This window comes from Rosenbergiella nectarea, assembly GCF_900111105.1.
Classification (GTDB): Bacteria; Pseudomonadota; Gammaproteobacteria; order Enterobacterales; family Enterobacteriaceae; genus Rosenbergiella; species Rosenbergiella nectarea.
In genome coordinates, this window is the sequence record NZ_FOGC01000008.1 from 129,222 (window position 1) to 154,750 (window position 25,529).

General features: G+C 49.6%; 31 protein-coding genes. 20 read left to right on the forward strand and 11 right to left on the reverse strand.

What is annotated here, in order from left to right; all coding sequences use genetic code 11:
• Positions 1-2: 2 nt before the first annotated feature.
• From BMX14_RS10885 to BMX14_RS10920, 8 genes are all read right to left on the reverse strand, one after another.
• A complete protein-coding gene (locus tag BMX14_RS10885) occupies positions 3-521 on the reverse strand; it encodes a tetratricopeptide repeat protein (protein WP_177173135.1) in 519 nt (172 codons plus the stop codon).
• Between the two features lie 133 nt (positions 522-654).
• Positions 655-2,736: a flagellar biosynthesis protein FlhA gene (locus BMX14_RS10890; RefSeq protein WP_092676726.1), complete on the reverse strand. Its 2,082-nt coding sequence runs from the start codon at positions 2,734-2,736 to the stop codon at positions 655-657.
• Positions 2,729-3,853, reverse strand: coding sequence for a flagellar biosynthesis protein FlhB (gene flhB / locus BMX14_RS10895; RefSeq protein WP_092676728.1), 1,125 nt, complete (start codon positions 3,851-3,853; stop codon positions 2,729-2,731). The genes BMX14_RS10890 and flhB overlap by 8 nt, the downstream gene beginning before the upstream one ends.
• Positions 3,840-4,619, reverse strand: coding sequence for a flagellar biosynthetic protein FliR (locus BMX14_RS10900; RefSeq protein ID WP_092676730.1), 780 nt, complete (start codon positions 4,617-4,619; stop codon positions 3,840-3,842). Before BMX14_RS10900 ends, flhB begins: the two co-directional genes overlap by 14 nt.
• Positions 4,620-4,623: 4 nt before the next feature.
• A complete protein-coding gene (gene fliQ, locus BMX14_RS10905; RefSeq protein WP_092676732.1) occupies positions 4,624-4,896 on the reverse strand; it encodes a flagellar biosynthesis protein FliQ in 273 nt (90 codons plus the stop codon).
• 1 nt (position 4,897) lies between these two features.
• Complete coding sequence (gene fliP, locus BMX14_RS10910) at positions 4,898-5,647, reverse strand: flagellar type III secretion system pore protein FliP (protein WP_092676734.1); 750 nt, start codon at positions 5,645-5,647, stop codon at positions 4,898-4,900.
• Complete coding sequence (locus tag BMX14_RS10915) at positions 5,644-6,024, reverse strand: FliM/FliN family flagellar motor switch protein (RefSeq protein WP_092676736.1); 381 nt, start codon at positions 6,022-6,024, stop codon at positions 5,644-5,646. The genes fliP and BMX14_RS10915 overlap by 4 nt, the downstream gene beginning before the upstream one ends.
• A gap of 6 nt (positions 6,025-6,030) precedes the next feature.
• A complete protein-coding gene (locus tag BMX14_RS10920) occupies positions 6,031-6,882 on the reverse strand; it encodes a FliM/FliN family flagellar motor switch protein (protein WP_177173136.1) in 852 nt (283 codons plus the stop codon).
• Positions 6,883-7,238: 356 nt separating this feature from the next.
• Here BMX14_RS10920 and BMX14_RS10925 point away from each other — a divergent pair, with 356 nt between their 5' ends.
• From BMX14_RS10925 to BMX14_RS10955, 7 genes are read left to right on the forward strand one after another with little or no spacing between them, the layout of a single operon-like run.
• Complete coding sequence (locus BMX14_RS10925) at positions 7,239-8,231, forward strand: sigma-54 interaction domain-containing protein (RefSeq protein ID WP_092676740.1); 993 nt, start codon at positions 7,239-7,241, stop codon at positions 8,229-8,231.
• Positions 8,232-8,252: 21 nt separating this feature from the next.
• The gene (gene fliE, locus BMX14_RS10930; RefSeq protein ID WP_092676742.1) at positions 8,253-8,573 is read left to right on the forward strand and encodes a flagellar hook-basal body complex protein FliE; all 321 of its coding nucleotides are present in this window, start codon (positions 8,253-8,255) and stop codon (positions 8,571-8,573) included.
• Between the two features lie 12 nt (positions 8,574-8,585).
• Positions 8,586-10,166, forward strand: coding sequence for a flagellar basal-body MS-ring/collar protein FliF (gene fliF, locus BMX14_RS10935; protein WP_092676744.1), 1,581 nt, complete (start codon positions 8,586-8,588; stop codon positions 10,164-10,166).
• A complete protein-coding gene (locus tag BMX14_RS10940) occupies positions 10,141-11,172 on the forward strand; it encodes a FliG C-terminal domain-containing protein (RefSeq protein ID WP_092676746.1) in 1,032 nt (343 codons plus the stop codon). Before fliF ends, BMX14_RS10940 begins: the two co-directional genes overlap by 26 nt.
• 10 nt (positions 11,173-11,182) lie before the next feature.
• Entirely contained in the window at positions 11,183-11,860 is a 678-nt protein-coding gene (locus tag BMX14_RS10945) for a FliH/SctL family protein (protein WP_092676748.1), read from the forward strand.
• Complete coding sequence (locus BMX14_RS10950) at positions 11,857-13,173, forward strand: FliI/YscN family ATPase (RefSeq protein WP_092676750.1); 1,317 nt, start codon at positions 11,857-11,859, stop codon at positions 13,171-13,173. The genes BMX14_RS10945 and BMX14_RS10950 overlap by 4 nt, the downstream gene beginning before the upstream one ends.
• The gene (locus BMX14_RS10955; RefSeq protein WP_092676751.1) at positions 13,170-13,595 is read left to right on the forward strand and encodes a flagellar FliJ family protein; all 426 of its coding nucleotides are present in this window, start codon (positions 13,170-13,172) and stop codon (positions 13,593-13,595) included. Before BMX14_RS10950 ends, BMX14_RS10955 begins: the two co-directional genes overlap by 4 nt.
• On the opposite strand, the gene flgN is transcribed toward BMX14_RS10955, so the two are convergent.
• The 3 genes from flgN to flgA form a co-directional block, all read right to left on the reverse strand.
• Positions 13,592-14,035: a flagellar protein FlgN gene (flgN, locus tag BMX14_RS10960; protein ID WP_092676753.1), complete on the reverse strand. Its 444-nt coding sequence runs from the start codon at positions 14,033-14,035 to the stop codon at positions 13,592-13,594. The two genes, BMX14_RS10955 and flgN, sit on opposite strands and share 4 nt — an antisense overlap.
• The gene (gene flgM, locus BMX14_RS10965; protein WP_092676755.1) at positions 14,032-14,310 is read right to left on the reverse strand and encodes a flagellar biosynthesis anti-sigma factor FlgM; all 279 of its coding nucleotides are present in this window, start codon (positions 14,308-14,310) and stop codon (positions 14,032-14,034) included. Before flgM ends, flgN begins: the two co-directional genes overlap by 4 nt.
• Positions 14,311-14,377: 67 nt before the next feature.
• A complete protein-coding gene (flgA, locus tag BMX14_RS10970; RefSeq protein ID WP_177173137.1) occupies positions 14,378-15,133 on the reverse strand; it encodes a flagellar basal body P-ring formation chaperone FlgA in 756 nt (251 codons plus the stop codon).
• A gap of 97 nt (positions 15,134-15,230) precedes the next feature.
• Here flgA and flgB point away from each other — a divergent pair, with 97 nt between their 5' ends.
• The 13 genes from flgB (at position 15,231) to BMX14_RS11035 (ending at position 25,437) form a co-directional block, all read left to right on the forward strand.
• Positions 15,231-15,581 carry a flagellar basal body rod protein FlgB gene (gene flgB / locus BMX14_RS10975; protein WP_092676758.1) on the forward strand — a complete coding sequence of 117 codons (351 nt, stop codon included), beginning with the start codon at positions 15,231-15,233 and terminating at the stop codon, positions 15,579-15,581.
• Between the two features lie 15 nt (positions 15,582-15,596).
• Complete coding sequence (flgC, locus tag BMX14_RS10980; RefSeq protein ID WP_092676760.1) at positions 15,597-16,019, forward strand: flagellar basal body rod protein FlgC; 423 nt, start codon at positions 15,597-15,599, stop codon at positions 16,017-16,019.
• Positions 16,019-16,678, forward strand: coding sequence for a flagellar hook capping FlgD N-terminal domain-containing protein (locus BMX14_RS10985; RefSeq protein WP_092676762.1), 660 nt, complete (start codon positions 16,019-16,021; stop codon positions 16,676-16,678). The genes flgC and BMX14_RS10985 overlap by 1 nt, the downstream gene beginning before the upstream one ends.
• 28 nt (positions 16,679-16,706) lie before the next feature.
• Positions 16,707-17,477 carry a flagellar hook-basal body complex protein gene (locus BMX14_RS10990; protein ID WP_092676764.1) on the forward strand — a complete coding sequence of 257 codons (771 nt, stop codon included), beginning with the start codon at positions 16,707-16,709 and terminating at the stop codon, positions 17,475-17,477.
• A complete protein-coding gene (gene flgF, locus BMX14_RS10995) occupies positions 17,477-18,208 on the forward strand; it encodes a flagellar basal-body rod protein FlgF (RefSeq protein WP_092676766.1) in 732 nt (243 codons plus the stop codon). The genes BMX14_RS10990 and flgF overlap by 1 nt, the downstream gene beginning before the upstream one ends.
• Before the next feature lie 13 nt (positions 18,209-18,221).
• Positions 18,222-19,007, forward strand: coding sequence for a flagellar basal-body rod protein FlgG (gene flgG, locus BMX14_RS11000; protein WP_092676768.1), 786 nt, complete (start codon positions 18,222-18,224; stop codon positions 19,005-19,007).
• Between the two features lie 5 nt (positions 19,008-19,012).
• The gene (gene flgH / locus BMX14_RS11005) at positions 19,013-19,684 is read left to right on the forward strand and encodes a flagellar basal body L-ring protein FlgH (RefSeq protein ID WP_092676770.1); all 672 of its coding nucleotides are present in this window, start codon (positions 19,013-19,015) and stop codon (positions 19,682-19,684) included.
• 10 nt (positions 19,685-19,694) lie between these two features.
• The gene (locus BMX14_RS11010) at positions 19,695-20,795 is read left to right on the forward strand and encodes a flagellar basal body P-ring protein FlgI (RefSeq protein ID WP_371316058.1); all 1,101 of its coding nucleotides are present in this window, start codon (positions 19,695-19,697) and stop codon (positions 20,793-20,795) included.
• Positions 20,792-21,163, forward strand: coding sequence for a rod-binding protein (locus tag BMX14_RS11015; RefSeq protein ID WP_230527435.1), 372 nt, complete (start codon positions 20,792-20,794; stop codon positions 21,161-21,163). The genes BMX14_RS11010 and BMX14_RS11015 overlap by 4 nt, the downstream gene beginning before the upstream one ends.
• The gene (gene flgK / locus BMX14_RS11020; protein ID WP_092676774.1) at positions 21,163-22,494 is read left to right on the forward strand and encodes a flagellar hook-associated protein FlgK; all 1,332 of its coding nucleotides are present in this window, start codon (positions 21,163-21,165) and stop codon (positions 22,492-22,494) included. The genes BMX14_RS11015 and flgK overlap by 1 nt, the downstream gene beginning before the upstream one ends.
• Positions 22,495-22,508: 14 nt before the next feature.
• Positions 22,509-23,408 (forward strand): flagellin N-terminal helical domain-containing protein, encoded by a 900-nt coding sequence (locus BMX14_RS11025; RefSeq protein ID WP_092676776.1) that lies wholly within the window; start codon positions 22,509-22,511, stop codon positions 23,406-23,408.
• 2 nt (positions 23,409-23,410) lie between these two features.
• On the forward strand, positions 23,411-24,433 hold the full coding sequence (locus BMX14_RS11030; protein ID WP_092676778.1) for a hypothetical protein: 1,023 nt from the start codon (positions 23,411-23,413) through the stop codon (positions 24,431-24,433).
• A gap of 92 nt (positions 24,434-24,525) precedes the next feature.
• Complete coding sequence (locus BMX14_RS11035; protein ID WP_177173138.1) at positions 24,526-25,437, forward strand: flagellin N-terminal helical domain-containing protein; 912 nt, start codon at positions 24,526-24,528, stop codon at positions 25,435-25,437.
• The last annotated feature ends 92 nt before the right edge of the window (positions 25,438-25,529 follow it).

The following is a 25,529-nucleotide window of genomic DNA, read 5'->3' on the forward strand; positions in this document are numbered from 1 at the left end:
AACTATTTGCTCTGACGGCGGGTACTACAGGCCATGACATTCCCTTTCTTACAGGCGAGCGTCGCGTACTGGCGCGCCTTTGGCAGATTTTTATCCACCCCACGTCCGTAATGATAAATATTCGATAAGTAGAGATAAGAGGTTGCATCACCGAGTTCAGCCCCTTGTTGATATAGCTCGCGCGCACGCGTTAAATCTTGCGGGACAGCATAACCGTTCTCAAACATATGGCCCAAGGCGCTATAGGCCGCAGGCTGCTTCAACCCTGTCGCGAGCTGGTAATAGCGTAGGGCTTGCGAGTAATAGTGGCTACCGCGCATTTCAAACATCGTTCCCGCAGCCAGACAGTCTTCACCCTGTTGATTCTCACACCCCTTAAGATGTTGGTCGAGTTCCGCTTGCTGTGCATAGGGGGTGGCTGGCGAGGATGATGAAAAATAATCAACAAACCGATGGTAAGTGCTACAGCCCGACAGGCTTAACGCCAATGCTGCCAGAGTGGCAGGGATCAATACTTTCATAGGCCCTCTCATTCAATAGAGTTCCCACAGGGACTGGCTCCCTGAGGGTGCGTGAAAAGAGTGTACGCCGATAATCATTGAGGTGCTTTGCGCCTAACTCCGAAAGAGAGGCTAATCGCGGTAAAAGGACATTTTAGGTTAAATGTCCACGTATCGTGACTTCTCGGTCTTCAGGCACTTCATTATAAGACAGGACAAAAAGTTCGGTGGAGAAGGAACGCGCATAACGGGCGAGTAGGGGGCGCAATGCCGGCGGTACAATCAATACTGGCGGTAAGTTCTCGGCCTTCATTTGTTGGGTAATCAACGGCATATTCGTCTGCAGCTGTGATAATAAATGGGGATCGAGAGGAATATTATCTAACTCTTTATTCCCCGCCGCTTGTTGGGCCCTTAACAGTAAATTCTCCAGCTCATCGCTCAACGTGAATACCGCGAACTGCGACCGGTTTTTATTGATCCCTTGCACAATTTGTCGACGTAAGGCATAACGCACATCAGCGGCGAGGAGTAGCGGGTCCTTGGTGACTTGATGGCCCATTAATAGCGCGGTGGCGATCGTCACAATATCTTTCAAACTAACACTATCAAGCAGTAGTGTGCGGTAAATACGCAACTGTTGCGCATAGGTGAGGGCTTGTTGGAGATCATCGCTTAAACGTGGGGCTTGCGCGGCTAAACGTTTATGTAGCTGGGTGATATCGTCGTATTGAAAGAGTTCTGGCAGGTGAAGTTTAGCCACTTTATTGACATGCGTAGCGATCACACTGGCACAATCAACCACTTGATAGCCAAAGCGTAATGCTTGGCTTTTCTGTGTCGGGTCAATCCAGATGGCGGACATTCCATAGGCGGGATCAGTCCCTAGAATTCCGTCGAGCTCACCGTAAATTTCATTACTGGCCAGTGCCATTAACTTATCGGCATAGACTTCCCCCATTGCGGCTTGGATTCCTTGTACCGTAATGCTGTATTGGGTGGGTTTTAAACGGAAGTTTTCTCTGACCTGAATTTCAGGCAGTAGTATGCCACTATTTTCCGACAGAATCTGGCGTACGCCCGTAATGCGTTGAGAGAGCAAGCTACCCTGCGCTGGGTCAATAAGCGTGACCAGCTTGTACCCCAAGTTTAGGCCGAGGGCTTCTGTCTGGGTAAGACTCTCCCACTCTACTGGCGGGGCCTGAATCTCAAGGTGGCGATCGATCTCGGCGGTAGGCATTACCTTCGCCGTCGCGATACGTTTCGACTGACGCCATGCCGTAAAGGCCAATAAGAGGGTGAAACTCAGAAATGCGACATGTGGCATGCCGGGCACCAGGGCCATGACAAACATGATACCCGCTACCGTATAAAGAACGGTAGGCTGGGCAAGCAGCTGCTCACGGACTTCATGGCGGATATCTTGTCCATCACTGACACGCGTGACGATGATCGCCGCTGCTGTCGAGAGGAGTAGGGAAGGAAGCTGCGCAACGAGGCCGTCACCAATGGTTAGCAAAACGTATTGCTGGAATGCTTGGCTAGCATCGAGTTGGTATTTCACCATCCCAATAGCAATACCGCCGACCATATTAATGACCAGAATCAGCATTCCTGCGATGGCATCACCCCGCACAAATTTCGACGCACCGTCCATCGAACCGTAAAAGTCGGCCTCTCGCGTCACTTCCGCACGCCTTTCGCGGGCTTGCGTTTGGGTGATAGCGCCAGCATTTAATTCGGCATCAATCGCCATCTGTTTACCAGGCATGGCATCAAGGGTAAAACGGGCGGACACCTCGGAAATCCGTTCAGCTCCCTTAGTGATAACCACGAAATTGACAATCATCAGAATAATGAAAACAACTAAGCCCACTACAAAATCGCCGCCGATCACCACTTGACCGAAGGCTTCGATGACTTTACCGGCTGCGCCTTCACCTTCATGCCCATGTAACAGAACCACCCGCGTTGAGGCGACATTTAATGATAGCCGTAACAAAGTGGTGATAAGCAGTAAAGTCGGGAAAATACTGAAATCGAGTGGACGTTGAGCGTTGACCGACACGAGCAATATCAGGATGGCCAGCACAATATTGAAGGTAAATAGGCAATCGAGCACCAAGGGATTTAACGGTAATATCACCATGGATAATACCGATAAAATCAGGATCGGCAGCCCTAATGGGAATTTTTTGGCAGACTGAACCCATGGTGTGAGTGGAAATTTATTCACTGAATTGTCCTTCGGCTGGCAGCGATAATGTGTTATTCATACGCGGTTTTTGTAACGATTGATCTTCCCGCCACCGGCGTAACTGCATGACATAGGTTAAGACATGTGCGATGGCCTGATACAGCTGGTGGGGAATTTGTTGGTTTACTCGAGTCGAGGCATACACCGCACGGGCTAAAGGGGGAAACTCTACCACTTCAATCGCATGTTCTTGACCCAGCTGACGGATAAACAGCGCGAGATCATCGATCCCTTTCGCGACGACATAGGGGGCGGCGGCAGCTTGCGGATCATATCGTAATGCCACGGCGTAATGGGTCGGATTCGTGATAATGACATTAGCTTGCGGGACGCTCTGACGCAGTTGACCTTGGGTAATCTGCCGCTGCAGTTGGCGTAAACGGCCTTTAATCTGCGGGTTACCCTCTGTGTTTTTAAATTCATCCTTTACTTCTTGGCGGCTCATCCGCATTTTACGCTGGAATTGGTAACGGCTTAATGGCCATTCAACTAATGCAAAGCCCACCATCAGCACGACAAAATACGCGAAGAGTTTTACCACTAACGCTAAACCGATGGAAAGCCCGCTTGGCCAGCTAAGACGAGAGAGCAGCATGATCTCGGGCAGAGCATGGCGCAGTACGATCACCAGCATCACTAAGATTATTACGCTCTTCACCATCACCTTACTTAATTCAATCAGATTATCGAGGGCGACAAGACGCGCGATACCGGTAAGGGGATTGATGCGCTTAAAATCAGGCAGCAGTTTAGGCAGGCTAAAGATCCATCCGCCGCTAAAGAGGGCGACTAAGCTTCCAGCCAAGGGCACAATACAAAAACTGAGCACTATCATCAGTACGCTATACAGGCCACTCCCCACCATAGAGAGTAAGTCGTCGTTTGAATAAGGGGCGATCCTATGCTGAGGCAGACGCTGAAAAAAGTCAGCAACCAGATGCCAATACCATGGCGTTAACAGTATCAAGGTGGCGAAGGCGACAGCCAAGGACGCCGCGGAGGAGAGTTCTTTTGCACGGCCGGCATCCCCTTTTTCACGTGCCTTTTTGAGCTTGGTCGGTGTGGCTTTTTCGGTTTTATCACTAGCTTGAGACATTGGCCCCTCGCAACAGATCAAACTGGTGAATAATTTGGTTGGTCAACGATAGATAATGTTCAGATAAGGACGGGATCAGTAACGCAATGCTCACGATACCGGCCAAGGTTGCTAGCGGAAAGCCCAGTGAGAATAAATTAAGGCTCGGCGAAACCTTATTGAGCAATCCAAATACGCCCTGAATGAGTAGCATGATGATCGTCGAAGGCAGCGCAATAATGACCGCTGCGGAGATAATCCAGCCAAAACTGCTGATCATCACCTGCAAGCTTGGCCAACTCAATGCAGCGCCGATAGGCCAATAGATAAAGCCTTTATACAAGACGGTGATCAGCAGTAAGTGCCCATTTGCAGCAAAGAAAATCAACATCGCGGTCAGGTTGAACAGTTGTGCGACCAAGGTATTGCTTGTCCCATTCACCGGATCGTTCTGGACCGCCATCGATAAGCCCATATTCATCGCAATAATCTGCCCTGCAGTGTGTAACGACGAAAAGGCGAACTGTAACAGTTGACCAAAAATCGCTCCCCAGCCGATCTGCTCCGCCACTAATATTAACATGGTGCTTGAGAGCAATGCGGGTAAAGGAGGAAGAGCCAGTAATGGCCCGATAAGCGCCGTCAGCACCATAGAGAGTAGTAGCCGAACTTTTCGAGAGATCAGCGTGCTTTCGGCGAGGGGGCTGAACTGTAAGAAGGCGAGTATTCGCACCCAAGGCAGCAATAGGGTAAGAAGATGACTGTAGAAGCCCGTTAAATCCAGCATGTTGCTACCCAGTCAACGAACCCGCTTGATGGAACAATAGCTCAGTGAAATCGATTAATTTGATTAATATCCATTTCCCGGCGACGATTAATACGAGGAGTGTCACCACTAAGCGAGGCAGAAAACTCAGTGTCTGTTCATTAATTTGCGTAGCGGCTTGAAATATACTGACACATAGACCGACCAACAGTCCGGGTAAAATAATGACGGCTGAAATGAGCAAGACCAGTTGAATGGCACTTCCCATCTGATCGCTAATACTATCCAGCGTAAACATCTTAAAACCCCTGAATACTATGCGTAAGGGTACCGGTAATTAACGTCCAACCATCACATAAAACAAAGAGCAGCAGTTTGAAAGGCAAGGAGACAACCATTGGCGATAACATCATCATGCCCATGGCCATCAGAATGCTCGAGACAATCAGGTCGATAACCAGAAAAGGCAGATAGATCATAAAGCCTATCTGGAAGGCCGTTTTTAACTCGCTGAGGAGATAAGCAGGCGTAATGATCGTGAGATCCTGATCTTCAGGTTTACCGCTGGCTTTAGCGATACTCATGATCTGTGCGAGCGCCGGTTTGCTGGTCTGCGCGAGCATAAATTTTTTCAACGGATCACTGGCTCGCTGCAGTGCATCGGTCAGTGAAATCTGTTGCGCTTGATAAGGTTGGAAGGCTTGTTGATTGATGGTGGTCCAGACTGGGCGCATCACCAGTAAAGTTAGGCATAACGCGATACCGGTGAGCACTTTATTCGGCGGCGTTTGCTGTAAACCCAATGCCTGGCGCAAGATCGCTAATACGATAATAAAGCGAGTAAAACTGGTCATCATTAATACCATAATCGGTAATAAGCCGAGCAGGGTCATCAACACCAGAATTTCAATATTCACGCTATATTGCTGCGAACCATTGGCGGCTTGGGTACTGAATAGCGGTAATCCCGGTTGGGCGGCAAAGAGTGGCGCAGAGGCTAACAGCCCAATAGCTGGCAATAGGTAACCTGCCTTGGCAGTTAGGCTCATGGCGTCAGATCACTCAACGATTGTCCAGTGAACTCAATAATACGTAAGCCATACTTATCATTCACCACCACAACTTCGGCTTTACCAAACAGCACACCGTTGACTTTTAAATCAAGCGGCTCTCCTGCCATCTTATTTAACTCAATGACAGAGCTATTATCGATCGCCAATAATTCGGCGAGGGAGACGTTCACCGAGGCGACCTCAAGCGTTAAGGTTAAGGGGATTCGGTTAAATAACTGCCGTTTACGCTCATCCGCTTTTTGTTGTGCATAATCGGTATTTGAGACTGGATCTGCCCCTTGGGGGCTAAGATCATCTAAGTGAATATCGTCCAAAGAAAAAGCGGACGGAGTGGTATTATTATCGTAGTTCATACTGCGTTACCTGGTGTAATGATCAATAAAATCTGACAACACAAGCTGGCCTTGATGCTCAGAAACTTTTGCCTGGAACAGGACTTCATCACCTAAAATAACCGGCACAGACTCATTCAGAAAAATAGGCAATACCTCCTCAACCTGTAATGTCAGCAGGCGTTCCAGAGTCGTTTCAACACTGGCCAGCTGAGCGGTTAAGGTAAAGGGAACCCGGCACAGCTGTCGTTCCAACTGGTCGCCGGATAATGCCGTGTGCACAGCCTGTTCATTTTCTTGGCGTAAACCACTTAAAATGTGATCAATCAGTTGATGATCAAAATGTAAAGTGATGACCCCTTGCGGGTAGCCGCGCAGCTGGAAGGAAAGAGACCAAGCCCACTGGCTGTGTTGTTGGTTATGATGGGGCTGTAACGTAATAGGCAACCCAATCACTTCTGGAGTCAAAAATATTTGACTGATCTCATCCCCAAGCCGCTCTTGTAACCGTAACTCTGTCTGAGTGATCTCAGTCGTTTCGTTCAGTTCAGTGTTATCGGTGACACCATAAAAGTCATTCAATAATGTCAGTAATAAAGGTCGGTCGATTTCGAAGGCTATTTTCCCAGCCGAGCAGGAATAAAGTTGGTGGCATTTCTTATTTTCTTCGATAGAAAAAATAATATTAGCGAGCGAAGTATTTATTCTAAATTTATTTAAAAAATAACGGCTCACGCTCACATCGAAATTATCATAATTTTTATTAATATGTTCTGCGAGCTTGTGCCAAGGTTTGCCGAGCTGACTGACCGCCAGGGGCAGGACGTTATCCTCCCCATCAATGTTTAGTTTTTTCAGTGTATCTTTAGCGGAAACCATGTTGTGTCCGGCGTTCTGATGCTGTATCTGATAAGCAATACTAAGCATTTAGTAAGGAATTATTAAGAATACTATGAGATATTGGTTGCGGCTTGCAAGGGTTTTGTTTAGATTTGTATCAGAAGATTCTGCAAATTTGTTCTAAAAACCATCACTTTTTGGTTAGGAAATGGTCATGCATGGGCCGTAAGCACCACTTCTGTACGATTTATCGCCAATTATATTAAAATGTATAACCTTAAAAGCGTACTCTCTCTGAGGGTTCGCCCATAAATTGAACAGAAAAATTTGTCATTGTTAATTTTAAATATTAATAAAAATTAGCAAAACACTTACTTTACACTTGGGAAATATCAATGAGTTTTTATTCTTCTGGGATAAATACTGCTGATGCTGATCTAATTTCATGCGCTGCAAAGAGTATCGACACTTTACGCCTAGCTGAAAAAATAGCCAAGGTGAGTGTGCCCGTTCTGATTTACGGGGAGTCAGGCACCGGCAAAGAGTGTATTGCTCGTCACATCCATCGACAACAATTTGGCGCTACGACTGCCGCCCCCTACATCGGCGTCAACTGTGCAGCGATCCCCGACAGCTTGTTAGAAGCCACCCTCTTTGGGTATGAGAAGGGGGCCTTTACTGGGGCAGTCCAAACCATGCCGGGTAAATTTGAACAAGCGAATGGTGGCACCTTACTCCTCGATGAAATTGGGGATATGCCTCTGTCGCTGCAAGTTAAGTTACTGCGAGTCTTGCAAGAGCAGGAAGTCGAGCGGCTGGGCAGTACTCGACGGATAAAACTAAACGTGAGAATTATCGCCGCGACACATCAAGATATTCCACTGGCGGTCAAAGAGGGACGGTTTCGACAAGATCTTTTCTATCGTTTAGCCGTTTTACCCATCACTATTGCGCCGTTACGTGAACGCCCTGAAGATATTCTACCGTTGGTCAATCATTTTATGCAGAAGTATCGGGCGTTTACCTCGTCAGACATTACGCTTCCCCCCGTCGTTAAACAGGCCTTAGTGAGCTATGACTGGCCCGGTAATGTTCGAGAGCTTGAAAATAAGGTGCAGCGCGGCCTCATTCTTTGCCAAGGGGCTAGCCTAACGGTAGAAGACCTCGGATTACCCGAAGCCTGTTCTCCGCAAAAGATAGCGTACAGTGAAGTCCATAGTATTCCAGCTATCCGGGATTTGGGGAAACAGGTGGAACAACAATACGTGCTGGACGTCCTCAAACAGTTTAACGGCAACAAAACGCTGACCGCTGAAAAGCTTGGGATTACGCCGCGAGCGTTACGTTACCGCCTTAGCTCAATGCGCCAAGCGGGTTTATGTCGTTAAGTCCTCTGGAGGAATGGATAAATGAGTATTGATCCGACTATTTCACTGTTTTCATCCGGGGTTCGGGGCGGTGAGAGTTTGCCACAGGACCCGCTTCCGGCCATGCCTACAAGCCATTCAACTGACAGCTTTCAATCTGTACTCGCTCACGCTGTAGGGCACGTCACTCAACTACAGCTGGCGGCAAGTGAGCAGCAACAAGCGATTAACTCTGGTCAAAGTGACGATTTGGCGGGGGCAATGGTGGCCAGTCAACAAGCGAACATCAGCTTTAGTGCATTGCTGCAAGTGCGTAATAAGTTGACGAGCGCGCTAGACGATATTTTAAATACCCCTCTCTGATGTGGAGCCATAATGTTTGATTCACTTAGCGCTTGGTTCACCAAACGTAATGGTTCACTAGAGTTATTAAAAAAACCTTGGGCCTTGGCAACTGCGGGGGGAATAGTCACCCTCATTATCGTGGCGACCTTGTGGCGCGGGCAGGTAGATTATGTCCCGTTGTACGGTGCCCATCAGCATGCCCCTAATGATGCCGTTGCGAGTGCATTAGCCGCTGAGCAGATCGATTTTCGCATTAACCCTGAAAATGGCCAAGTATTGGTCGCCGATAAACTGTTACCTCGGGCGAGGATGGTGTTAGCCGACAAGAATATTCAGCCGATTGTTGCCCCGGGCTTTGAGATAATGGATAAAGATGAGGTATTGGGAGCCAGTCAATATATCCAAAATATCCGCTATCAACGGGGCCTAGAGGGAGAGTTGGCACGCAGCATCATGTCACTACAGGGCGTTGAAGAGGCACGCGTACACCTCGGTATCCAAGCCGAAAGTGGTTTTGTTCTGTCCAATCAACCGGCAAGCAGCGCTTCCGTTTTGGTGAGCTTGGCACCAGGGATCCGTTTAACCGCCCTACAAGTGCGAGCGATAAGCCAGCTGGTGGCGGGAAGTGTTCCAGGATTGACCGCAAGCAATATTCATATTGTCGACCAAACCGGGGCGCTTTTGAATGAGGCAACCGAAGACACAGCCAGTGCCTCACCGGATATTCTCCGAAGTATCAGCCAACCTATTACTCAGAATTTAACGCAAATTCTTGATTCTGCCGTCGGACAAAAGAATTATCGTGTCACGGTGATGCCAGACATTGATTTTCGTCGCACCGAAGAAACCCAGGAGACTTACCAAGGGGACCCGAAGGTACTTGAAGAGCAAGTCAATAACGATAGTAGCGATCAGGCCGCGGCATCGGGTATCCCTGGTACCTTAAGTAACCGCCCAGCGGCAGAGACAACAAATAGCGCAGAGCCGCAGAAATCCCAACGTTCCGTTAGCCAAACGCAGCGTAAATATGCCTACGACCATCAAATCAAACATATTAACTATCCGGTTCAACAATTAGCGAGGCTGCAGATTGCGGTAGCGTTAAATACTGGGACAGATACCGTTGCTAAGATGTCGGAAACCCAACTCGCCCAACTCAAAAGTCTCTTAGAAAACGCAGCAGGAGTGGACGCTAAGCGGGGCGATACATTAACTCTCGATAAGCTTACCTTTATTGTTCCTGCCCCACTATCCGTTCCGGTACTAAGCTGGTGGCAACAACCGGATATTCAGTTCTGGGCGATCTGGGCAGGTGTTGGCCTACTGGTGATTTTGATGATCCTCTTCATCCTACGCCCTGCGATGAATGCGTTTATTGGCGGTCGTTCAGGGGCTTTGGCCAAGGAGAGTTCCGTTAATACTGAGCAAGACGTGACGACAGGCACTGAAAAACATCAATTTGAAAATGAAGCGGATCTCCCACCACGAGCGTCGGGTATCGAAGATAAAGTAAGTTATTTACAACAGCTCGCGGCGAATGAGACTGACCGCGTCGCTGAAGTGATCAAACAGTGGATAAACAGTAATGACCGACCCCGCGACAACGTCTAAGGTTTCACTGCTCACACGGCAACGTAACAGTGTCGAGCAAGCCGCTATTCTTCTGCTCAGTATTGGCGAAGATGCGGCTTCACAAGTGATGCAAAAGCTTTCCCGAGAGGAAGTGATCGTACTGAGTGAAACGATGGCACGGTTACAAGGTGTTAAAGTGTCGCAAGCCCATCAGGCGCTTAATCACTTTTTTGACGACTACCGTCAGCAAAGTGGGATCCATGGTGGGTCGCGTGCTTATTTACAGACTATTTTGCAAAAATCTCTGGGTCAAGAGATCGCGACTAGCGTGATGAATCATATCTACGGGGATGCGATTCGCTACCGTATGGCACGATTACAGTGGGTGGATACCTCGCAACTCTCGGCCTTAATCAGCCAAGAGCATGTTCAACTGCAAGCGATCTTTTTAGCTTTTCTTCCCCCAGATGTCGCGGCTGAGGTACTCGCGATGCAACCGCTCGCTTTGCAAGATAAAATTTTGTTCAAGATTGCACGACTAGACGATATCAATCGTGACGTGATAGCCGAGCTGGATCGACTCATCGAACGCGGGATTACCACGATTTCCGAGCATGGTTCACGCATAACAGGCGCAAAGCATGCGGCGAATATTATTAACCGTCTGCCGGCGCAGCAGAACGAATTACTGGCGCAGATGAAACAGCAAGATGCCGGCCTATTTAAAGCGCTTGAAGACCAAATGTATGAATTCTTTATTTTGAGCCGTCAAAGTGAAGAAACGCTACAGCGTCTTTTCGACGAAGTCTCCCTTGAAGAGTGGGCAATCGCGCTGAAAGGAGCTGAACCTGTACTGCGTGATGCGCTGTTCAGCATCATGCCTAAGCGTCAAGTGGGCCAACTGGAGCAAACCTCTACGCGATTAGGCCCTATTCCTATCAGTCGAATTGAACAAGTACGACGGGATATCATGGCGACACTCCGTCAACTGGCGGAAGAGGGGGAGATTACCCTGCAAATGTACGCCGAGCGTACGGTCGAATAGTGGATAAACGATGAGTAAAACGGTGTTCCCCTATCGCTTCCCCTCGCTACACACTGGCGATGCTGATGCAGTTGAGGGCGTCCTCGAAGAGAATGTTTCCGTCGAGAGCCATTCACTGATCGATGAAGCAATAAAGGCCGGCTTCCAGCAAGGCTTGGCAGAAGGCCACGCGCAAGGTCTTGCGCAGGGGCTGGAGGAGGGGAAACAGCAAGGTTACGAGCAGGGCCACTTTGCAGGTATGGCTGCGAGTAAAGCCTTATTTGAGCAAGCAAGCTCACCGATCACAACCCTCGTCGAGACGCTCCATAATTTTTATACACAGGCTGAACAGCAGCAAAGAGAGGCAACCTTAGCCTTAGTCACACGCATCGCCGGGCTAGTGATCCAACACGAAATGGCGACACAACCCGAGCTATTACTGACCTGGATAGAGGAGAAAGTGGCCAATGAACAGCTTATGGGCTCGACCTTTTCAGTACGAGTGGCGGAGGAGGATTATCAAGCCATACAACGCCTAGCCCCAGAAAAAATCGACCAGTGGACGCTACAGCCACAGGCGAATCTGCCTCGTGGAGAGTGTGTCATTGATACAGCGGAACAACATTTCGATCTGGGATGTCAACAACGCCTAGACAGCTGCCTATCGACGCTGGAACAGAGCCTGACGACAACGAGTGATGAGAGATGAAAGGGCTAGAACACGCACTTTCTTCCCTCGGGGCTATTCCCCTCAGCCAAGATTTCGGCAAATTGTGTCGGGTCACGGGACTGTTAATGGAGGTCAGTGGCTGCCCACTGGCGATCGGCGAACGTTGTGAAGTTGAAACCGTCGATAAAAAAAGGATTATCGCTGAAGTGGTTGGCTTTAATCGCGAACTCACTTATTTAATGCCGCTGCACAGCCTGACAGGGTTAAGGAGTGGTGCGAGGGTACTCCCTTCTACTCAGCATCCAAGGTTGACCATAGGTCTGGAATGGTTAGGACGTGTCGTGAATGGGGTGGGGGAACCTATCGATGAAAAAGGCACTGTCACCGGCAGTGTTACGCTACCGCGCCAATTACCGCCAATATCGGCGCTGCAGCGCCGTCCAATCTCCGCCCCTCTAGATGTGGGTATTCGCGCGATTAATGGTTTATTAACCTTAGGGCGCGGTCAGCGGGTAGGACTAATGGCCGGAAGCGGTGTCGGAAAAAGTGTCTTGCTCGGGATGATGGCGCGTGCCACGGATGCACAGATAGTGGTGGTCGGATTAATTGGTGAACGCGGGCGGGAAGTGAATGAATTTCTCTTACATACGCTGGGGGAAGAGGGGTTAAAAAAGGCCGTCGTAGTCGCGGCCCCCGCCGATGAAAGCCCCTTAATGCGCTTAAAAGCGACAGAACTCTGTCATGCCATCGCCGCCTTTTTTCGCGATCAAGGTTATCATGTGTTATTGATGATCGATTCTCTCACCCGCTATGCCATGGCACAGCGCGAGATCGCCTTATCCCTTGGCGAAGCGCCAGCGACCAAAGGCTACCCAGCGTCTGTCTTCTCGTTGATCCCCCGCTTGGTGGAAGCGGCAGGCAATAGCAGTAGCGAGGGGAGCTTAACGGCTATTTATACGGTATTAGCTGAGGGCGATGACCAGCAAGATCCGATCGTCGATGCCGCCCGTGCCGTCTTGGACGGCCATATTGTCCTGTCCCGATCGATTGCAGAAATGGGGCATTTTCCTGCCATCGATATTGGTCAATCCGTGAGCCGTTGCATGGGATTAGTGACCACTGCTGAACATCGTCATTTGGCACGAGCCTTTAAGCAGCACTATAGTCGTTATCAAGAGATCAAACCGATGATTGCCTTAGGCGGATATATCTCAGGAGCCGACCCAGAGGTCGACCAAGCGATACACTTAGCACCGGCTATGAATCAATTCTTACAGCAAGAGGATCAGCAGTTGAGCCCTCTTGGCCAAAGTCTACAGGAACTCTCTTCTATCATGCAGGGTGAACAATGAGTTCCCCGCTCTCACCCCAGCTTAAGGCGCTAGAGCGCCTAAGACAACAGCGTCGAAAACAGTCTCAACAGCGGGTGATCGCACAGCAACATCATGTCGAACAGATGCGCAATAAGTTGAACACTTTGCAGCACTTTATCGATTCGCCGATACCGACGATGAGCAACGGCTTAGCGCTAAGGAATCATGAGAGTTATGTGCAAGAACTGCGGCGGTTATACCAATGGCAACAGCAACAGTGTCAGTCTGCAGAGCAGGAGCTAGCCCAACGGAATGCCCAGCTTATCGCTAGCCATCGTCAAGAAAAACGACTCGAGCAGTACTGCCAAGTGATAACCGAGACGAAGGATAAGCAACAGCAGCAACAAATTCAAAAGCTGAATGATGAACTCGCGGCAATACGTTTTAGTCGGAAAGTTTAGCCCACACTATCGGGATGATAAAGCCAAGCGGAGGGATCCAACTCAGGCATGCACTCGGTGAACAGACTGTGCTGCATTTCCAGTAGCTGCTGATTAGCGCTATTGGCTTGTTGGCAGCGCTGCAGCTGTGCAGGGAGATCTTGCCACACCTTGAGCAAATGCTGTTGTGCAGCAGGCGCTAAGCCTTCAAGTAACTGACGCATTCCCTGGGTATCGGCGCTTAGTGATAATTGTTGCAGACCGCGAATGCGTTGTTGAGCATGTTGATGAATCTGTCGGTAATGTTGCATCAGCTGCTCGGTATGGTTTTCGAGCTGCGAGGGTGTAAAGCTGATAATCGCTTGGCGCTGGGCGGAGAGCAGGGTCTCGATCCGCTGAAAATGTTGTTGATCATCCAGTAAATCGGCCACTAACTGTCGAACAATATCGATCCGTTTCATTCAGACCTCTGAAAGAAAGCAAGCATCGATTGAGCAAGCGCATCGCTATCCAGCCCTATTTCACCGCGGCTCAATGCTGCTTTAACCTCGGCAACCTTATCGAGATCCACCTCTGGCAGTTGCCCCAACTGTTCACGAGCTTGTGTTAGCGTCTGTTCTGTTGACGGAGAGGCAATTTTTGTCGACACAACTTTCTCACTATTCTCGGTTTTCACCGATTGAGTCATGGATGTGCTGACTCGGTCATTGGGCAAGGTTGGGGTTAGTTTTATCATAAAAAAATCTCCATTTATGACTTACAACGACTCAGGGGGCGGAGAAATTAAGTCATATCTCTTATTTTTATTCAATGACGTGGACCAGTACTCGCTGAGCATCCATCACCGTGCCACTCACGACTCGACCACTGCCGCTATTTTTAACGCGGATCGTTGCGCCTTTGCTGCCATTTTGTAAGGCGACCCCACCTGTCGTTAGCTCAAGATCTTCTTGCTGGATAACAAGGGTGACGGCTTGGTTACGTGAAATGACTTTTGGCATATCTAAGAGTAGGGGGGTTAGCGGCTGCCCAGCGCTTACGGCACGCTTAAGGGTCATTTGTAATGCATCATCGGTGTGCGTCATGACACGAATGCGTGTCCCAGGTTTTAGCGTTACAGGTATGAGCTGAATATTGTCTGTTGTTAAAAGGGTGCCCACAGGCAGAGCGGTAACGGCCACGACGGCCGCCACACGTATCTCAACGTTGACCTGAGCCCTCATTTTCCATGAACCACTGGGCGAGTTGCAGCTGATGACCAATGGGAAGCGGGTCGGTGACTGAGCCAATAAGGGGGCCGAGAAGACTAAGGGGGTATTACAGGAGGATAGTCGATTGTTGGCATTGAAAAGTTCTACGCTCGCTTTACTCTGTAATGACTGCCAACCTTGTTGTTGTCCGATTAACTGAATCTGTTGTTCGACCCACCGCGTTGCTTGCGGCTCAATCGGTGATGCAGCCCAGGCGGGGTTAACGAATACGACAATAAAGCTTCCTAATAACGCGTAACCCGCGGTGCGAATAAAGCGGAAGAGATGTTTCCCCTCAATGCTTAGCATAGATATAACCCCCTGAAAGATAAGCTTAAAATATAATTTATTTATTGGCATGGAAATTGCTTAAAGATTTCAGGAACTAAGAATAGGGCTTCTATTAATGAGCATATCTTTCAGCCGTGCGTTAGGCAATAGCGTACAGGCTATCGACTTACGATTACAACGGGCTGAAATATTAAGCAGTAACTTGGCGAATACCGATACGCCACATTTTCAAGCCAAAGATATTGATTTTTCTGCTGAAATGCAACGCCAGCATACCGAGATGACATCTCAACCCGCACAGGTGCTTTACCGAGTGCCTCAACAAATCGGGGCGGACGGCAACACGGTCGAGTTGCATACCGAGCAAGCAGCCTTTGCCAATAATAGTCAAAGTTTTCAGGTAAGTTTATCGTTTCTCTCCATGCAATTAGCGAGTATGCAAAAGGCTATCGAGGGAAAAAGCTGATGAAGAGGAGTGATGATGGGATTTAATGCGATTTATCAAATTGCTGGCTCGGCAATGAATGCACAAATGATTCGCTTAAATACAGTTGCCAGTAATTTGGCCAACGCTGATACCCCGGCCTCTTCTGCGGACAGTGTCTATAAGGCAAGGGTCCCCGTATTCAGTGCGGTGATGAATCAAACGTCCTCGGCAGATCCCGCTGCTGGCGCAAGCGTTGCCGTCACCGCGATTAGTCAGCAACCCGGTTCAGTCGCGCGCTTTGAGCCGAATCATCCTTTAGCGAATGAGCAAGGGTACGTTTATTATCCGGTGATTAATACGGTCGATCAGATGGCGGATATGATGTCAGCCAGTCGCAGCTTTGAAACGAACGTTGATGTGCTGGCAAATGTTAAAAGTATGCAGCAAAGCCTACTGCGCCTCGGCGAGGTGACCTAATGAATATCAGTAATAGCCCAACGGCCGCCGCGACGGCCAGCACCAGTGGCACAACGACGTCGACCAGCGGTAATAGCCAAATTAGCGATATGTTCTTACAGCTTCTGGTTGCGCAGATAAAAAACCAAGACCCGACCAATCCCACGGACGGTAAAGAGTATGTCAGCCAGCTGGCACAATTAAGCCAAGTGCAGTCCATGGACAGCATTTCGAGTCTAATGACCAGTACCTCTCGGCAAGTTAGCTCGTTACAAAAACAGAGTATCGGCGCGTTAACCGGACAAAAAGTGATGGTCGCGACAGACCAGTTATCAACGGATGGCACAACCGCTGTCACAGGTCGTACAACGCTGGCCCATGCCGCGTCGCAGGTCACCTTAACGCTAAAAGATTCGGCAGGTAATCGCTATCCCCTTTCCCTGGGGGCGGCGTCCGCGGGCGATATGAATTTCACTGTTGATCCGCGAGCACTGGGCCTTCCCGCGGGGAGCTATAGCCTGAGCGTGACGACAGATAATAATCAAAATAACCTCTCTACCGAGCTATTAGGTACGGTGAAAGCGGTACGTTTTCCACTGTCTGGCAGCGATCCAGTATTAAGTTTGCAAGGTATTGGCGACGTTAATTACAGCACGATCACCCAATTCACGATGGCATAGCCTTCGATACCCTTTAAGGACACTAAAGATGAGTTTTAATATTGCGATTCGTGGACTGGATGCGGTCAGTGCCCAGTTAAATACCATCTCAAACAATATCGCCAATGCGGACACTGTTGGCTATAAGTCGGGCCGTGAAAATTTTTCTGCGTTATACGTCAATGGCAAGGGTAATGGCGTGCTGGATCAGGGTGTTCAACAAAGCTTAAACACCAACGGCTCCGTCATCAGTGGTTCCAGTAGTTTGGATCTCGCCATCAGTGGCAAAGGCTTTTTCGCGTTACAAGATACAACCGGCGGCCAAAAATTTAGTCGCGCGGGTTATGTGCAAGTGGATAAAGACGGGTATTTAGTTAATAACACTGGACTGAAATATCAAGGCTATCCAGCGGGAACGACGACGGGTGCCGTCTCGTCAATTATTATTCCACCCACGCGTAACGGTGGTACGTTAAGCGGCGTTAACCTTGATGAAAAAGGCAATGTTCAGGCGAGCTATAGCAACGGTGAGACGGCGACGGTAGGGCAGGTCGCGCTCGCAAGTTTTGCCAATATGGACCAATTAGTGCCTGAAGATGGGACCCTATGGCGGGCTACCCAAGGCTCAGGTGCGGCGCAATTTGGGGTTGCTCAAACGGGTGTTCTGGGCAGCTTACACAATGGTTCTCTCGAATCCTCGAACGTCGATTTAACCAGCGAGCTGGTGAACTTGATGACTGCGCAGCGTAATTATCAAGCCAATACCAAAGTGATTAGTACAGATAGCAGCATGTTCACTGCACTGTTCCAAGCGATCTAATGGACAGATTACTTTATACCGCGCTCAGTGGGGCGAATGTGGCACAGCAGCAGCAGCAAATCCATGCGAATAACTTGGCGAACGTCAACACGGAAGGGTTTCGCGCAGATTTTGCTCTGGCGCAGCAGCAAGCCCTGTCACAGCGTGAGATTGAAACTCGGGTGTTGAGCGCAGAGCAGCCTTCAGGGGTGGACCTGACCACGGGGGCCATCCAGTCGACAGGACGTAATCTTGATGTCGCCATTCAAGGCCATGGCTATCTCACACTGGCCACGCCAAGCGGTGAAGCCTACACGCGAAATGGTCAGCTAGCGGTCGACCAGCAGGGCCAAATGTTTGCGCAGGGCTATCCGGTCGCGGGTGATAATGGCCCGATCATCTTACCGCCATTCTCTTCCGTCAGTATCGGTGCGGATGGGATTATCTCAATTGTGCCGCAAGAGAGTGGTAATACCACGCCGATCGAGGTTGATCGGATTAAATTGGCCAGTCCTCCCGCCGCGAGCTTATCGAAAAACGCGCAAGGTCTGCTGGTGAGCAGTAATCGAACTAACCCTGTGGATGAAACGATAAGCCTAGCTTCAGGGCATCTCGAAGGATCGAATGTCTCGGCGATCGGTGAGATGCTGGCCAGCATGTCGATCAATCGTCAATTCGAAACACAGATCAAAATGATGAAAACCGCTGACGATTTGGCTTCAGCGGGAAATCAGCTACTGAGAAATAGTTAAGCGAGCGTAAACCATGAATCCAGCTTTATGGATAAGTAAAACAGGACTAAGCGCTCAAGATGCGCGTCTGACCTCTATTTCCAATAACTTAGCCAACGTGAATACTACGGCCTTCAAAAAAGACCGTACCTTGTTTGCGGATCTGTTTTATCAAAATCAACGCGCACCGGGTAGCCCACTCGATCAGCAAGATAATACCCCCATCGGCACGCAATATGGGACAGGGGTAAAAATCGTTGGTACGCAAAAAGAGTTCAGTGTCGGTAATATCCAAAACACAGGACAAAAATTGGATGTCGCCATTACCGGCGATGGCTTCTTCCAAGTGCAATTAGCCAACGGCGATATTGGTTATACCCGTGCGGGAAATTTTCAGCGTAATCAAGATGGTGTACTCACTACGGCACAAGGCCTGCCCCTACAACCGCAAATTGATATTCCCGCGAATACAACGGATATCCAGATTGGGAAAGATGGCACGGTGCGCGCAACGGTTGCGGGTCAAACCGATCCGGAAGAGTTAGGTCAGCTGACACTGGTTAACTTTATGAACCCCGCCGGGCTATCGGCGCAAGGCGATAACCTTTATCAGGAAACGGCGGCGAGCGGTGAACCGACAGAAGGAACGCCCGGCGAAGATGGTCTAGGACAGCTGGAGCAAGGCGCGCTGGAAGGGTCTAACGTGCAAGTGGTGGAAGAGATGGTCGATATGATCACGGTACAGCGAGCCTACGAGATGAACGCCAAAATGGTTTCCGCTGCCGACGATATGCTGAAATTTGTGACCCAAACCCTATAGGAAAGATGATGCGCTACCCGTTGCTTGTGGTGATCGCCATGGCTGTTTTGCTATCAGCATGCGAAAGCTCGCCTTATTTAGTTAAAAAAGACGATGAAGCCTACGCGCCACCGGATGAAATTTTGGCTCCAACGCCCACCAATCATGGGGGAGGGGTATTTACCACAGGATTTAATTGGTCCTTGACGCAGGACAGACGCGCTTATCGGGTAGGCGATATTCTGACGGTTAAACTGGATGAAGCAACACAAGCCAGTAAGCAGGCAAAGACCGGGTTTGATAAGAAGAACGATACAACTTTTGGCATCCCCAATGTTTTCGGTCATTCAGTCAATAGCCTTTCTGCCTCGGTGGATGCCGATCGAACCTTCAATGGTAATGGTAGCTCACAGCAACAAAATAGCTTAAAGGGCTTTATTACGGTAGCCGTTTACCGCGTATTGGCTAACGGTGTGCTGGTCATACGTGGTGAGAAATGGTTGACCCTCAATCAAGGGGACGAATATATCCGTATCACCGGTTTAGTCCGCGCAGATGATATTGACCGTGATAACTCAGTGAATTCACAACGTATTGCCAATGCGCGTATCTCTTATGCGGGACGTGGGGCATTGAGCGATGCAAACAGTGCCGGGTGGCTCACTCGCTTCTTTAATCATCCACTTTTCCCAATGTAAGGGGCGTTCTGTGCGTTATCGAATCACGCGATGGGTATTGCTATCGTTACTCTTTCCCGCCTCAGTCTTCGCCGCGCGTTTGGGCGATCTGGTCGATGTTGAAGGTATCCGCGGGAATCAGCTTATTGGTTACAGTTTAGTGGTTGGACTGGATGGGACGGGGGATAAGAATCAGGTCCGTTTTACCAACCAATCCGTGACCAACATGCTGCGTCAATTTGGGGTGCAGTTACCTCCTAAAATCGACCCTAAGGTTAAGAATGTTGCGGCGGTGGCCGTCAGTGCTGTGTTACCGCCTGGTTACAGCCGTGGTCAATCGATTGACGTGACCGTTTCATCGATAGGCGATGCGAAAAGTTTACGCGGCGGCACGCTACTCTTAGCGCAACTACGGGGTGCAGATGGGGAAATTTATGCGCTCGCCCAAGGAAGCGTGGTGGTCGGCGGGTTGCAAGCGCAAGGGAATAGCGGATCCAGCATTACGATCAACACGCCTACCGCCGGGCTAATCCCCAATGGGGCGACAGTCGAACGGGAAATTGCGACGGACTTTCAGAGTAATAATCTGGTTTATCTTAACCTACATCGTCCCGAGTTTAAGACCGCCAATAATATTGCCAGCGCGCTGAATCTGTCCTTCGGCTATGGCACCGCGACGGCTGAGAGCGCAACGCGTATCGCTGTTAAAGCTCCCTTAAGCCCTGGGAGTCGGGTCGCATTCATGTCTGCATTAGAAGATGTTGAGGTGATCCCCGGGAAAATGTCACCGCGTGTCGTGTTCAATTCACGCACCGGCACTGTGGTGATCGGCGAGAATGTGGTAGTGCATGCGGCGGCGGTATCCCATGGTAATTTAACCGTAACCATTCGTGAGTCTGCCAATGTGAGCCAACCAGGGCCATTAAGTAATGGCAGAACCGCGGTGACCCCACAAAGTGAATTACGGGTTAACCAAGGCAATGGCCATAGCGTAGTGATCCCGACCGCGACCACGCTACGCAGCATAGTGAATGCTTTAAATGGTTTGGGAGCAACTCCCGACGATATTATGTCGATTCTACAAGCCCTGCACGAGGCGGGTGCGTTAGATGCGGAATTGGTGGTGATATGACAGTCTCCTTAGCCTCCTCAATGGGTATGGGCGAGGCGCTCGTACCTGGCGATATTGGCAATCAGCAAAAGCCGCATACGTTATCGCAAGCGGCTGAACAGTTTGAAAACCAATTTCTCAGGCAGATGATTAAAGAGATGCGCCATGCAACGGACGCATTGGTGAAAGATTCGCCGGTAGACAGCAAGCAGCAGGCCCTATGGCGTGATTTTTACGATGATCAATTGAGTGCCAACCTGGCGGCAACACACTCTACCGGTTTGGCTGAAATGATCGTCAAGCAGCTTTCTCCCAAGCCTACCCCTTCAGAAATCGGCTCGGGCGGTCGTTCTGAATCGACAGAACAGACATTTAGGGATCAAAGCTGATGATGAACCTTTTTACTATTGCGGCACAAGGTGCACAGGCCGCCCAGAACCAGCTCTCGGTCAGTGCGGGAAATATTGCGAATCAGCAAACGGCGGGCTATTCCCGCCAGCAGATTACCCAAAGCGCATCAACGGTCGACTCAGTCGGTAACGGGGTTAGGACCAGTGATCCCCGCAGAATAACGGATCAAACGCTCAATCAAGCGTTATGGCGTACGCAGAGTTCGGTAGGTTATTACCAATCGTTGAATAGCTGGGGCACTTCATTAGAAAAGGTGATCTCTTCCAGTGCGACCCAGCCGTCGACGCTGTTAACCAGCTTTTTTAACTCGGTCAGCGCGTTAACCAGTCAGCCTGACTCCACGGCGTATCGGCAGCAATTGATCAGCTCTGCAACCAGTTTAGCCAATGGTTTATCGCAAACCAGCCAAAACCTTGCCGATCAGCAGACCAGTATTGGTCAGCAACAGCAGTCTACGATTCAGCAAGTCAATCAACTCTCCTCGCAAATTGCGGATCTTAATCAACAGATTGAACGCTTAGGCACCGGTGCCGAGAGTAACAGTCTACAAGACCAGCGTGACCAACAGGTAAAAACGCTGAGTGGATTGATTACGGTATCGGTCGAGAAAACCGATACCGGCAGTTATACCTTAACGACTCAAGGCTCGACACTGGTTGCGGGAAAGCAAGCGGCAGTCATTTCTTCCAGTACCGATACGCAAGGGAATTGGCAACTACAGAGTCGTTTGGGGCAAGCGTCATCGACCCTATCAACGGCCATCGGAGGGCAACTCGGGGCCTTGTATGACTACCAACAGCAGGTACTTTCACCGTTGCAAACGCAGGTGACGGGTTTGATGCAATCCGTGAGTGAGCAGATTAACAGTACGCTGGCCAATGGCTATGACTTACAAGGTGAGCAGGGCAAAGCTTTATTTACCGTCTCCAAAGATAGCGCAGGGGTGACTCGGTTAGCGACCACTACCTTAACGCCCGCACAGCTCGGATTATCACTTGAGCAAAAGACTCCCGCGAACGGCGATAATCTTAGTGCGTTAAGCGGGCTTCAAACAACAAAGGATTTCAAGGATCAAGCCGCGGCGATTACCAGTCATTTAGCGCTGGCGAATAGTCAGAGCAGTAATCAGCTCGCAGTCGCTAATGCCGTGACTCAGCAGTGGCAGCAGCAACGTGACAATTTAAGCGCGGTGAATAAAGACGAAGAAGCCGTGAACCTGCAAACCTACCTACAATCTTACCAAGCCAATATGAAGGTGATGTCAGTAGGCAATCAGCTATTCAGCGAACTATTAACGCTGTTTAGCTAGCGGAGGAGATCATTATGCGTATCAGTAGTCTCAGCCAGCCGCAAAGAATGTTGGCGACCTTAGAAGCAGGCAATACCCAAATACAGAAACTACAGGATCAGTTAGCCACGCAGCAAAAGCAAACCTTACCTTCAGAGGATCCGCTTAATGCTGCCCGCACCGCTGCCGTGACCCAACAACAGGCAATCACCGCGCAATATCAGCAGAATATTACTTCGGCGAACGATGCCTTGACGCGTCAAGATACGCTATTAAGCAGCATGAGTGATCTGGTGCTCTCTCTCCAAGACCAGCTCCGCAGTATGAATAATGCTACGCAATCGGCGAGTACGGCGGCGGGTTACTCGGCCCAACTCTCCAGCCTGAGTGAAGGGATAGTTAACCTCCTCAATAGCCAAGATGCGCAGGGGCACTATATTTTCGCCGGTACCAATAATAGTCAACCTCCGGTGATTAAGGTAGACGGTAAGTACCAATGGCAGGGGAATGAGGAAATACAAAGCGTCCAAGTGGGACAACAGCAACGTATTAGCGCTGGAACGACGGTAAGTTCGTTATTCGCTGCGGGTAGCGACCCTCTCAGTTTCTTGAATAAGATCGGTGAACTTACCCAGTCTTCGAGCCAATCCTTGGCAGACAGTACGACGCTTTCAGCCTTGATCCAACAGAGTAGCGATGCGTCGGATAAGGTCAGTAGCGCCAGAGCGTCGATCGGCAGCAGACAAAATCAGCTTACGCAGCTTTCGGATATGTATACCGATCTGACCGCCGCCAACAGTGAAGTCTTAAACCACTTACAAAGCACCGACACCGCAGAAACAACGCTGCAATTGCAATCGTGGATGAAGACGGTGGAATACAGCAGTAAGGCTTATGGTTTAATGAATCAGTTTTCTCTCTTTGATGTGATTTAACCATGTTATCACCACTCTCTTCCGGCTCTTTTAATCGCCCCCTCAGCAGTGATGGGGCAACGCGTTCACAATCCAGCACCGTGCCGACCGCCAATGAGGTGATTGAACGCGTCTCCTCATCACGACAGGGATTACGGTTTCCGGACGAATTGCTGATCAGTCGTGATCCTCAGCGATTTAATACCCAATTAAATCTACAAATTACTGCCGTACAGCGTGCCAGCGACTATTTGAACGAAACCGAGTTATCGCTGAGGGGCTTGGCACAGACGATGAGTCGAGAAAAGCGACAGCGACAGCTACAACGTACTCGTCAGCTGGTTGAACGGCGTGTGCAGCAATCCGGTGGGACAGTAGACCGTAATTTTACCGCCTGCTTAGATCGCCCCGCACAAATTATTTTTCAGTGTGAGGCATTAGAAACCTTAATGGTGACTGAGCAACGTGAAATTATCACTTTTGCCTTAGGCGAAGGGACATTTCGCCGTTGGGCCTCACTGGTTATCACGCCAGAAATGTCATTAGGGCAACGACTTTTTGCGCTGAATCGCGCGTTAGGTCAGTTTAGGATTTGGTGTTATTACGACTTGCCGACACAGCGATTGTTATTCACGTTACCGGAAAGCCAGTGGTTTCACTCTGCTCATTGGACAGTGCGCGGCGGAGGCATCTGTTTTGCGGCGGATAGCTTGACGTTATTGCGTCCACTGCCCATTACTTGTTTTGAACAACAGTTGCAGCAGTTGCTGGCTGGCGGCACAACAGCCACCTCATTCAATGCAGAACAAGCGGTTCGACATTTACAGCAAGAACGGCAAAAATTATTATGGCATCGGCAACAAGTCGATCAACAGTTAGCGCAACGTGCCATCCCAGTAGGGCGGCAGCAAGCGTTGCGCTTGGCAAAGCTTGTTCGCCAGCAGCTTGCGGCGTGCCATGGCGGATTTCGGAGCTTAAATCAAGCCTTACAGTGCCAAGCGAATCTCCCGACCGCCGTGGTTTATCAGTTAATTATCGGTGAATAGAAAAAAAAACCTTTAGCCCTTTATTTTTGTGAGACGCCAGTCGTTATTAACTTTAGTTACTACACATCGTCCACTTTTGAAGGAGCCGCCAGATGGCTATTACACTCTTTACTAACTCATCCGCAATGTCTGCCAGCAACGCATTACAAAAAGCCAACACCACATTGGCCACCGCAATGGAGCATTTAGGCACCGGTAAACGTATTACTAAGGCGTCTGACGATGCGGCAGGCCTGCAAGTCGCCACCCGCCTGCAAGGTCAAACCAATGGTATGGCGGTTGCTCAGCGTAATATCGCCGATGCCTCCACCATGCTGCAGACCGGTGAAGGGGCGATGGATGAAGTCAGTAATATCATGTACCGCATGAAAGATCTGGCGACGCAAGGCGCAACTGACACCAATACTGCAGATAGCCGTAAAGCGATTGACACTGAGATGGATAGCCTAAAAACAGAGCTTAGCAGCATCATGGGCAATACCTCTTACGCGGGCAATAAGTTATTCAGCGACACTAAAGACGCAACTGGAACGGTAACTAGCAAAGCGAAAATGGGCGATGCAATGATCTTCCAAACCGGTTCGGAAAGCGGTGAAACCACTAAAGTCGATGTCTCAGCACAACTCAAAAATGTGTTTAGTAGCATTGATACGTTATCGACGGCTTCCGTACAAGATACCGCAGCCGATGCGACAAACAATAAACCAGCTGTTTCGGGTACTGCCAACGCTAATGCGATGATTGATACCTTGAATACGGCATTAGATAACGTCTCTAGCCTACGTTCTTCTTTCGGTGCGTCAATCAATGGTCTAAGCCATGCGGCTGCGAACTTAACCAATATGAAAGATAACACCGATCAAGCGCTGGGTAACATTCAAGATGCTGACTTCGCGTCGGAAGCCTCGAAAATGACACGTAGCCAAATGCTGGCACAAACCAGTACTTCAATGCTTAAGCAGTCGAACAGCATGTCGAGCCTAGTGATGAGTATCTTAGGCTAAGCAGCCTAGTGAGAGGGAGTGACCCTCATCTTTCCTCTTCATCCATAAAGCGGAAGTTCATCTTCCGCTTTGTCGTTTCTTATCAGCCATGG

Bases quoted from the DNA above. Each gene is read 5' to 3' on its own strand.
- fliE (WP_092676742.1), top strand. From the start codon at position 8,253: ATGAGTATTGATCCGACTATTTCACTGTTTTCATCCGGGGTTCGGGGC.
- flgC (WP_092676760.1), top strand. From the start codon at position 15,597: ATGGGATTTAATGCGATTTATCAAATTGCTGGCTCGGCAATGAATGCA.
- flgG (WP_092676768.1), top strand. From the start codon at position 18,222: ATGAATCCAGCTTTATGGATAAGTAAAACAGGACTAAGCGCTCAAGAT.
- BMX14_RS10940 (WP_092676746.1), top strand. From the start codon at position 10,141: ATGACCGACCCCGCGACAACGTCTAAGGTTTCACTGCTCACACGGCAA.
- BMX14_RS10950 (WP_092676750.1), top strand. From the start codon at position 11,857: ATGAAAGGGCTAGAACACGCACTTTCTTCCCTCGGGGCTATTCCCCTC.
- BMX14_RS11030 (WP_092676778.1), top strand. From the start codon at position 23,411: ATGTTATCACCACTCTCTTCCGGCTCTTTTAATCGCCCCCTCAGCAGT.
- flgB (WP_092676758.1), top strand. From the start codon at position 15,231: ATGAGCATATCTTTCAGCCGTGCGTTAGGCAATAGCGTACAGGCTATC.
- BMX14_RS10900 (WP_092676730.1), bottom strand. From the start codon at position 4,619: ATGCTGGATTTAACGGGCTTCTACAGTCATCTTCTTACCCTATTGCTG.
- fliP (WP_092676734.1), bottom strand. From the start codon at position 5,647: ATGAGCCTAACTGCCAAGGCAGGTTACCTATTGCCAGCTATTGGGCTG.
- fliQ (WP_092676732.1), bottom strand. From the start codon at position 4,896: ATGTTTACGCTGGATAGTATTAGCGATCAGATGGGAAGTGCCATTCAA.
- flgH (WP_092676770.1), top strand. From the start codon at position 19,013: ATGATGCGCTACCCGTTGCTTGTGGTGATCGCCATGGCTGTTTTGCTA.
- fliF (WP_092676744.1), top strand. From the start codon at position 8,586: ATGTTTGATTCACTTAGCGCTTGGTTCACCAAACGTAATGGTTCACTA.
- BMX14_RS10945 (WP_092676748.1), top strand. From the start codon at position 11,183: ATGAGTAAAACGGTGTTCCCCTATCGCTTCCCCTCGCTACACACTGGC.
- flgA (WP_177173137.1), bottom strand. From the start codon at position 15,133: ATGCTAAGCATTGAGGGGAAACATCTCTTCCGCTTTATTCGCACCGCG.
- BMX14_RS11015 (WP_230527435.1), top strand. From the start codon at position 20,792: ATGACAGTCTCCTTAGCCTCCTCAATGGGTATGGGCGAGGCGCTCGTA.
- BMX14_RS10925 (WP_092676740.1), top strand. From the start codon at position 7,239: ATGAGTTTTTATTCTTCTGGGATAAATACTGCTGATGCTGATCTAATT.
- BMX14_RS10955 (WP_092676751.1), top strand. From the start codon at position 13,170: ATGAGTTCCCCGCTCTCACCCCAGCTTAAGGCGCTAGAGCGCCTAAGA.
- BMX14_RS10915 (WP_092676736.1), bottom strand. From the start codon at position 6,024: ATGAACTACGATAATAATACCACTCCGTCCGCTTTTTCTTTGGACGAT.
- BMX14_RS10885 (WP_177173135.1), bottom strand. From the start codon at position 521: ATGAAAGTATTGATCCCTGCCACTCTGGCAGCATTGGCGTTAAGCCTG.
- BMX14_RS11025 (WP_092676776.1), top strand. From the start codon at position 22,509: ATGCGTATCAGTAGTCTCAGCCAGCCGCAAAGAATGTTGGCGACCTTA.
- BMX14_RS10920 (WP_177173136.1), bottom strand. From the start codon at position 6,882: ATGGTTTCCGCTAAAGATACACTGAAAAAACTAAACATTGATGGGGAG.
- flgK (WP_092676774.1), top strand. From the start codon at position 21,163: ATGATGAACCTTTTTACTATTGCGGCACAAGGTGCACAGGCCGCCCAG.
- BMX14_RS10990 (WP_092676764.1), top strand. From the start codon at position 16,707: ATGAGTTTTAATATTGCGATTCGTGGACTGGATGCGGTCAGTGCCCAG.
- flhB (WP_092676728.1), bottom strand. From the start codon at position 3,853: ATGTCTCAAGCTAGTGATAAAACCGAAAAAGCCACACCGACCAAGCTC.
- flgN (WP_092676753.1), bottom strand. From the start codon at position 14,035: ATGAAACGGATCGATATTGTTCGACAGTTAGTGGCCGATTTACTGGAT.
- flgM (WP_092676755.1), bottom strand. From the start codon at position 14,310: ATGATAAAACTAACCCCAACCTTGCCCAATGACCGAGTCAGCACATCC.
- BMX14_RS10985 (WP_092676762.1), top strand. From the start codon at position 16,019: ATGAATATCAGTAATAGCCCAACGGCCGCCGCGACGGCCAGCACCAGT.
- flgF (WP_092676766.1), top strand. From the start codon at position 17,477: ATGGACAGATTACTTTATACCGCGCTCAGTGGGGCGAATGTGGCACAG.
- BMX14_RS11035 (WP_177173138.1), top strand. From the start codon at position 24,526: ATGGCTATTACACTCTTTACTAACTCATCCGCAATGTCTGCCAGCAAC.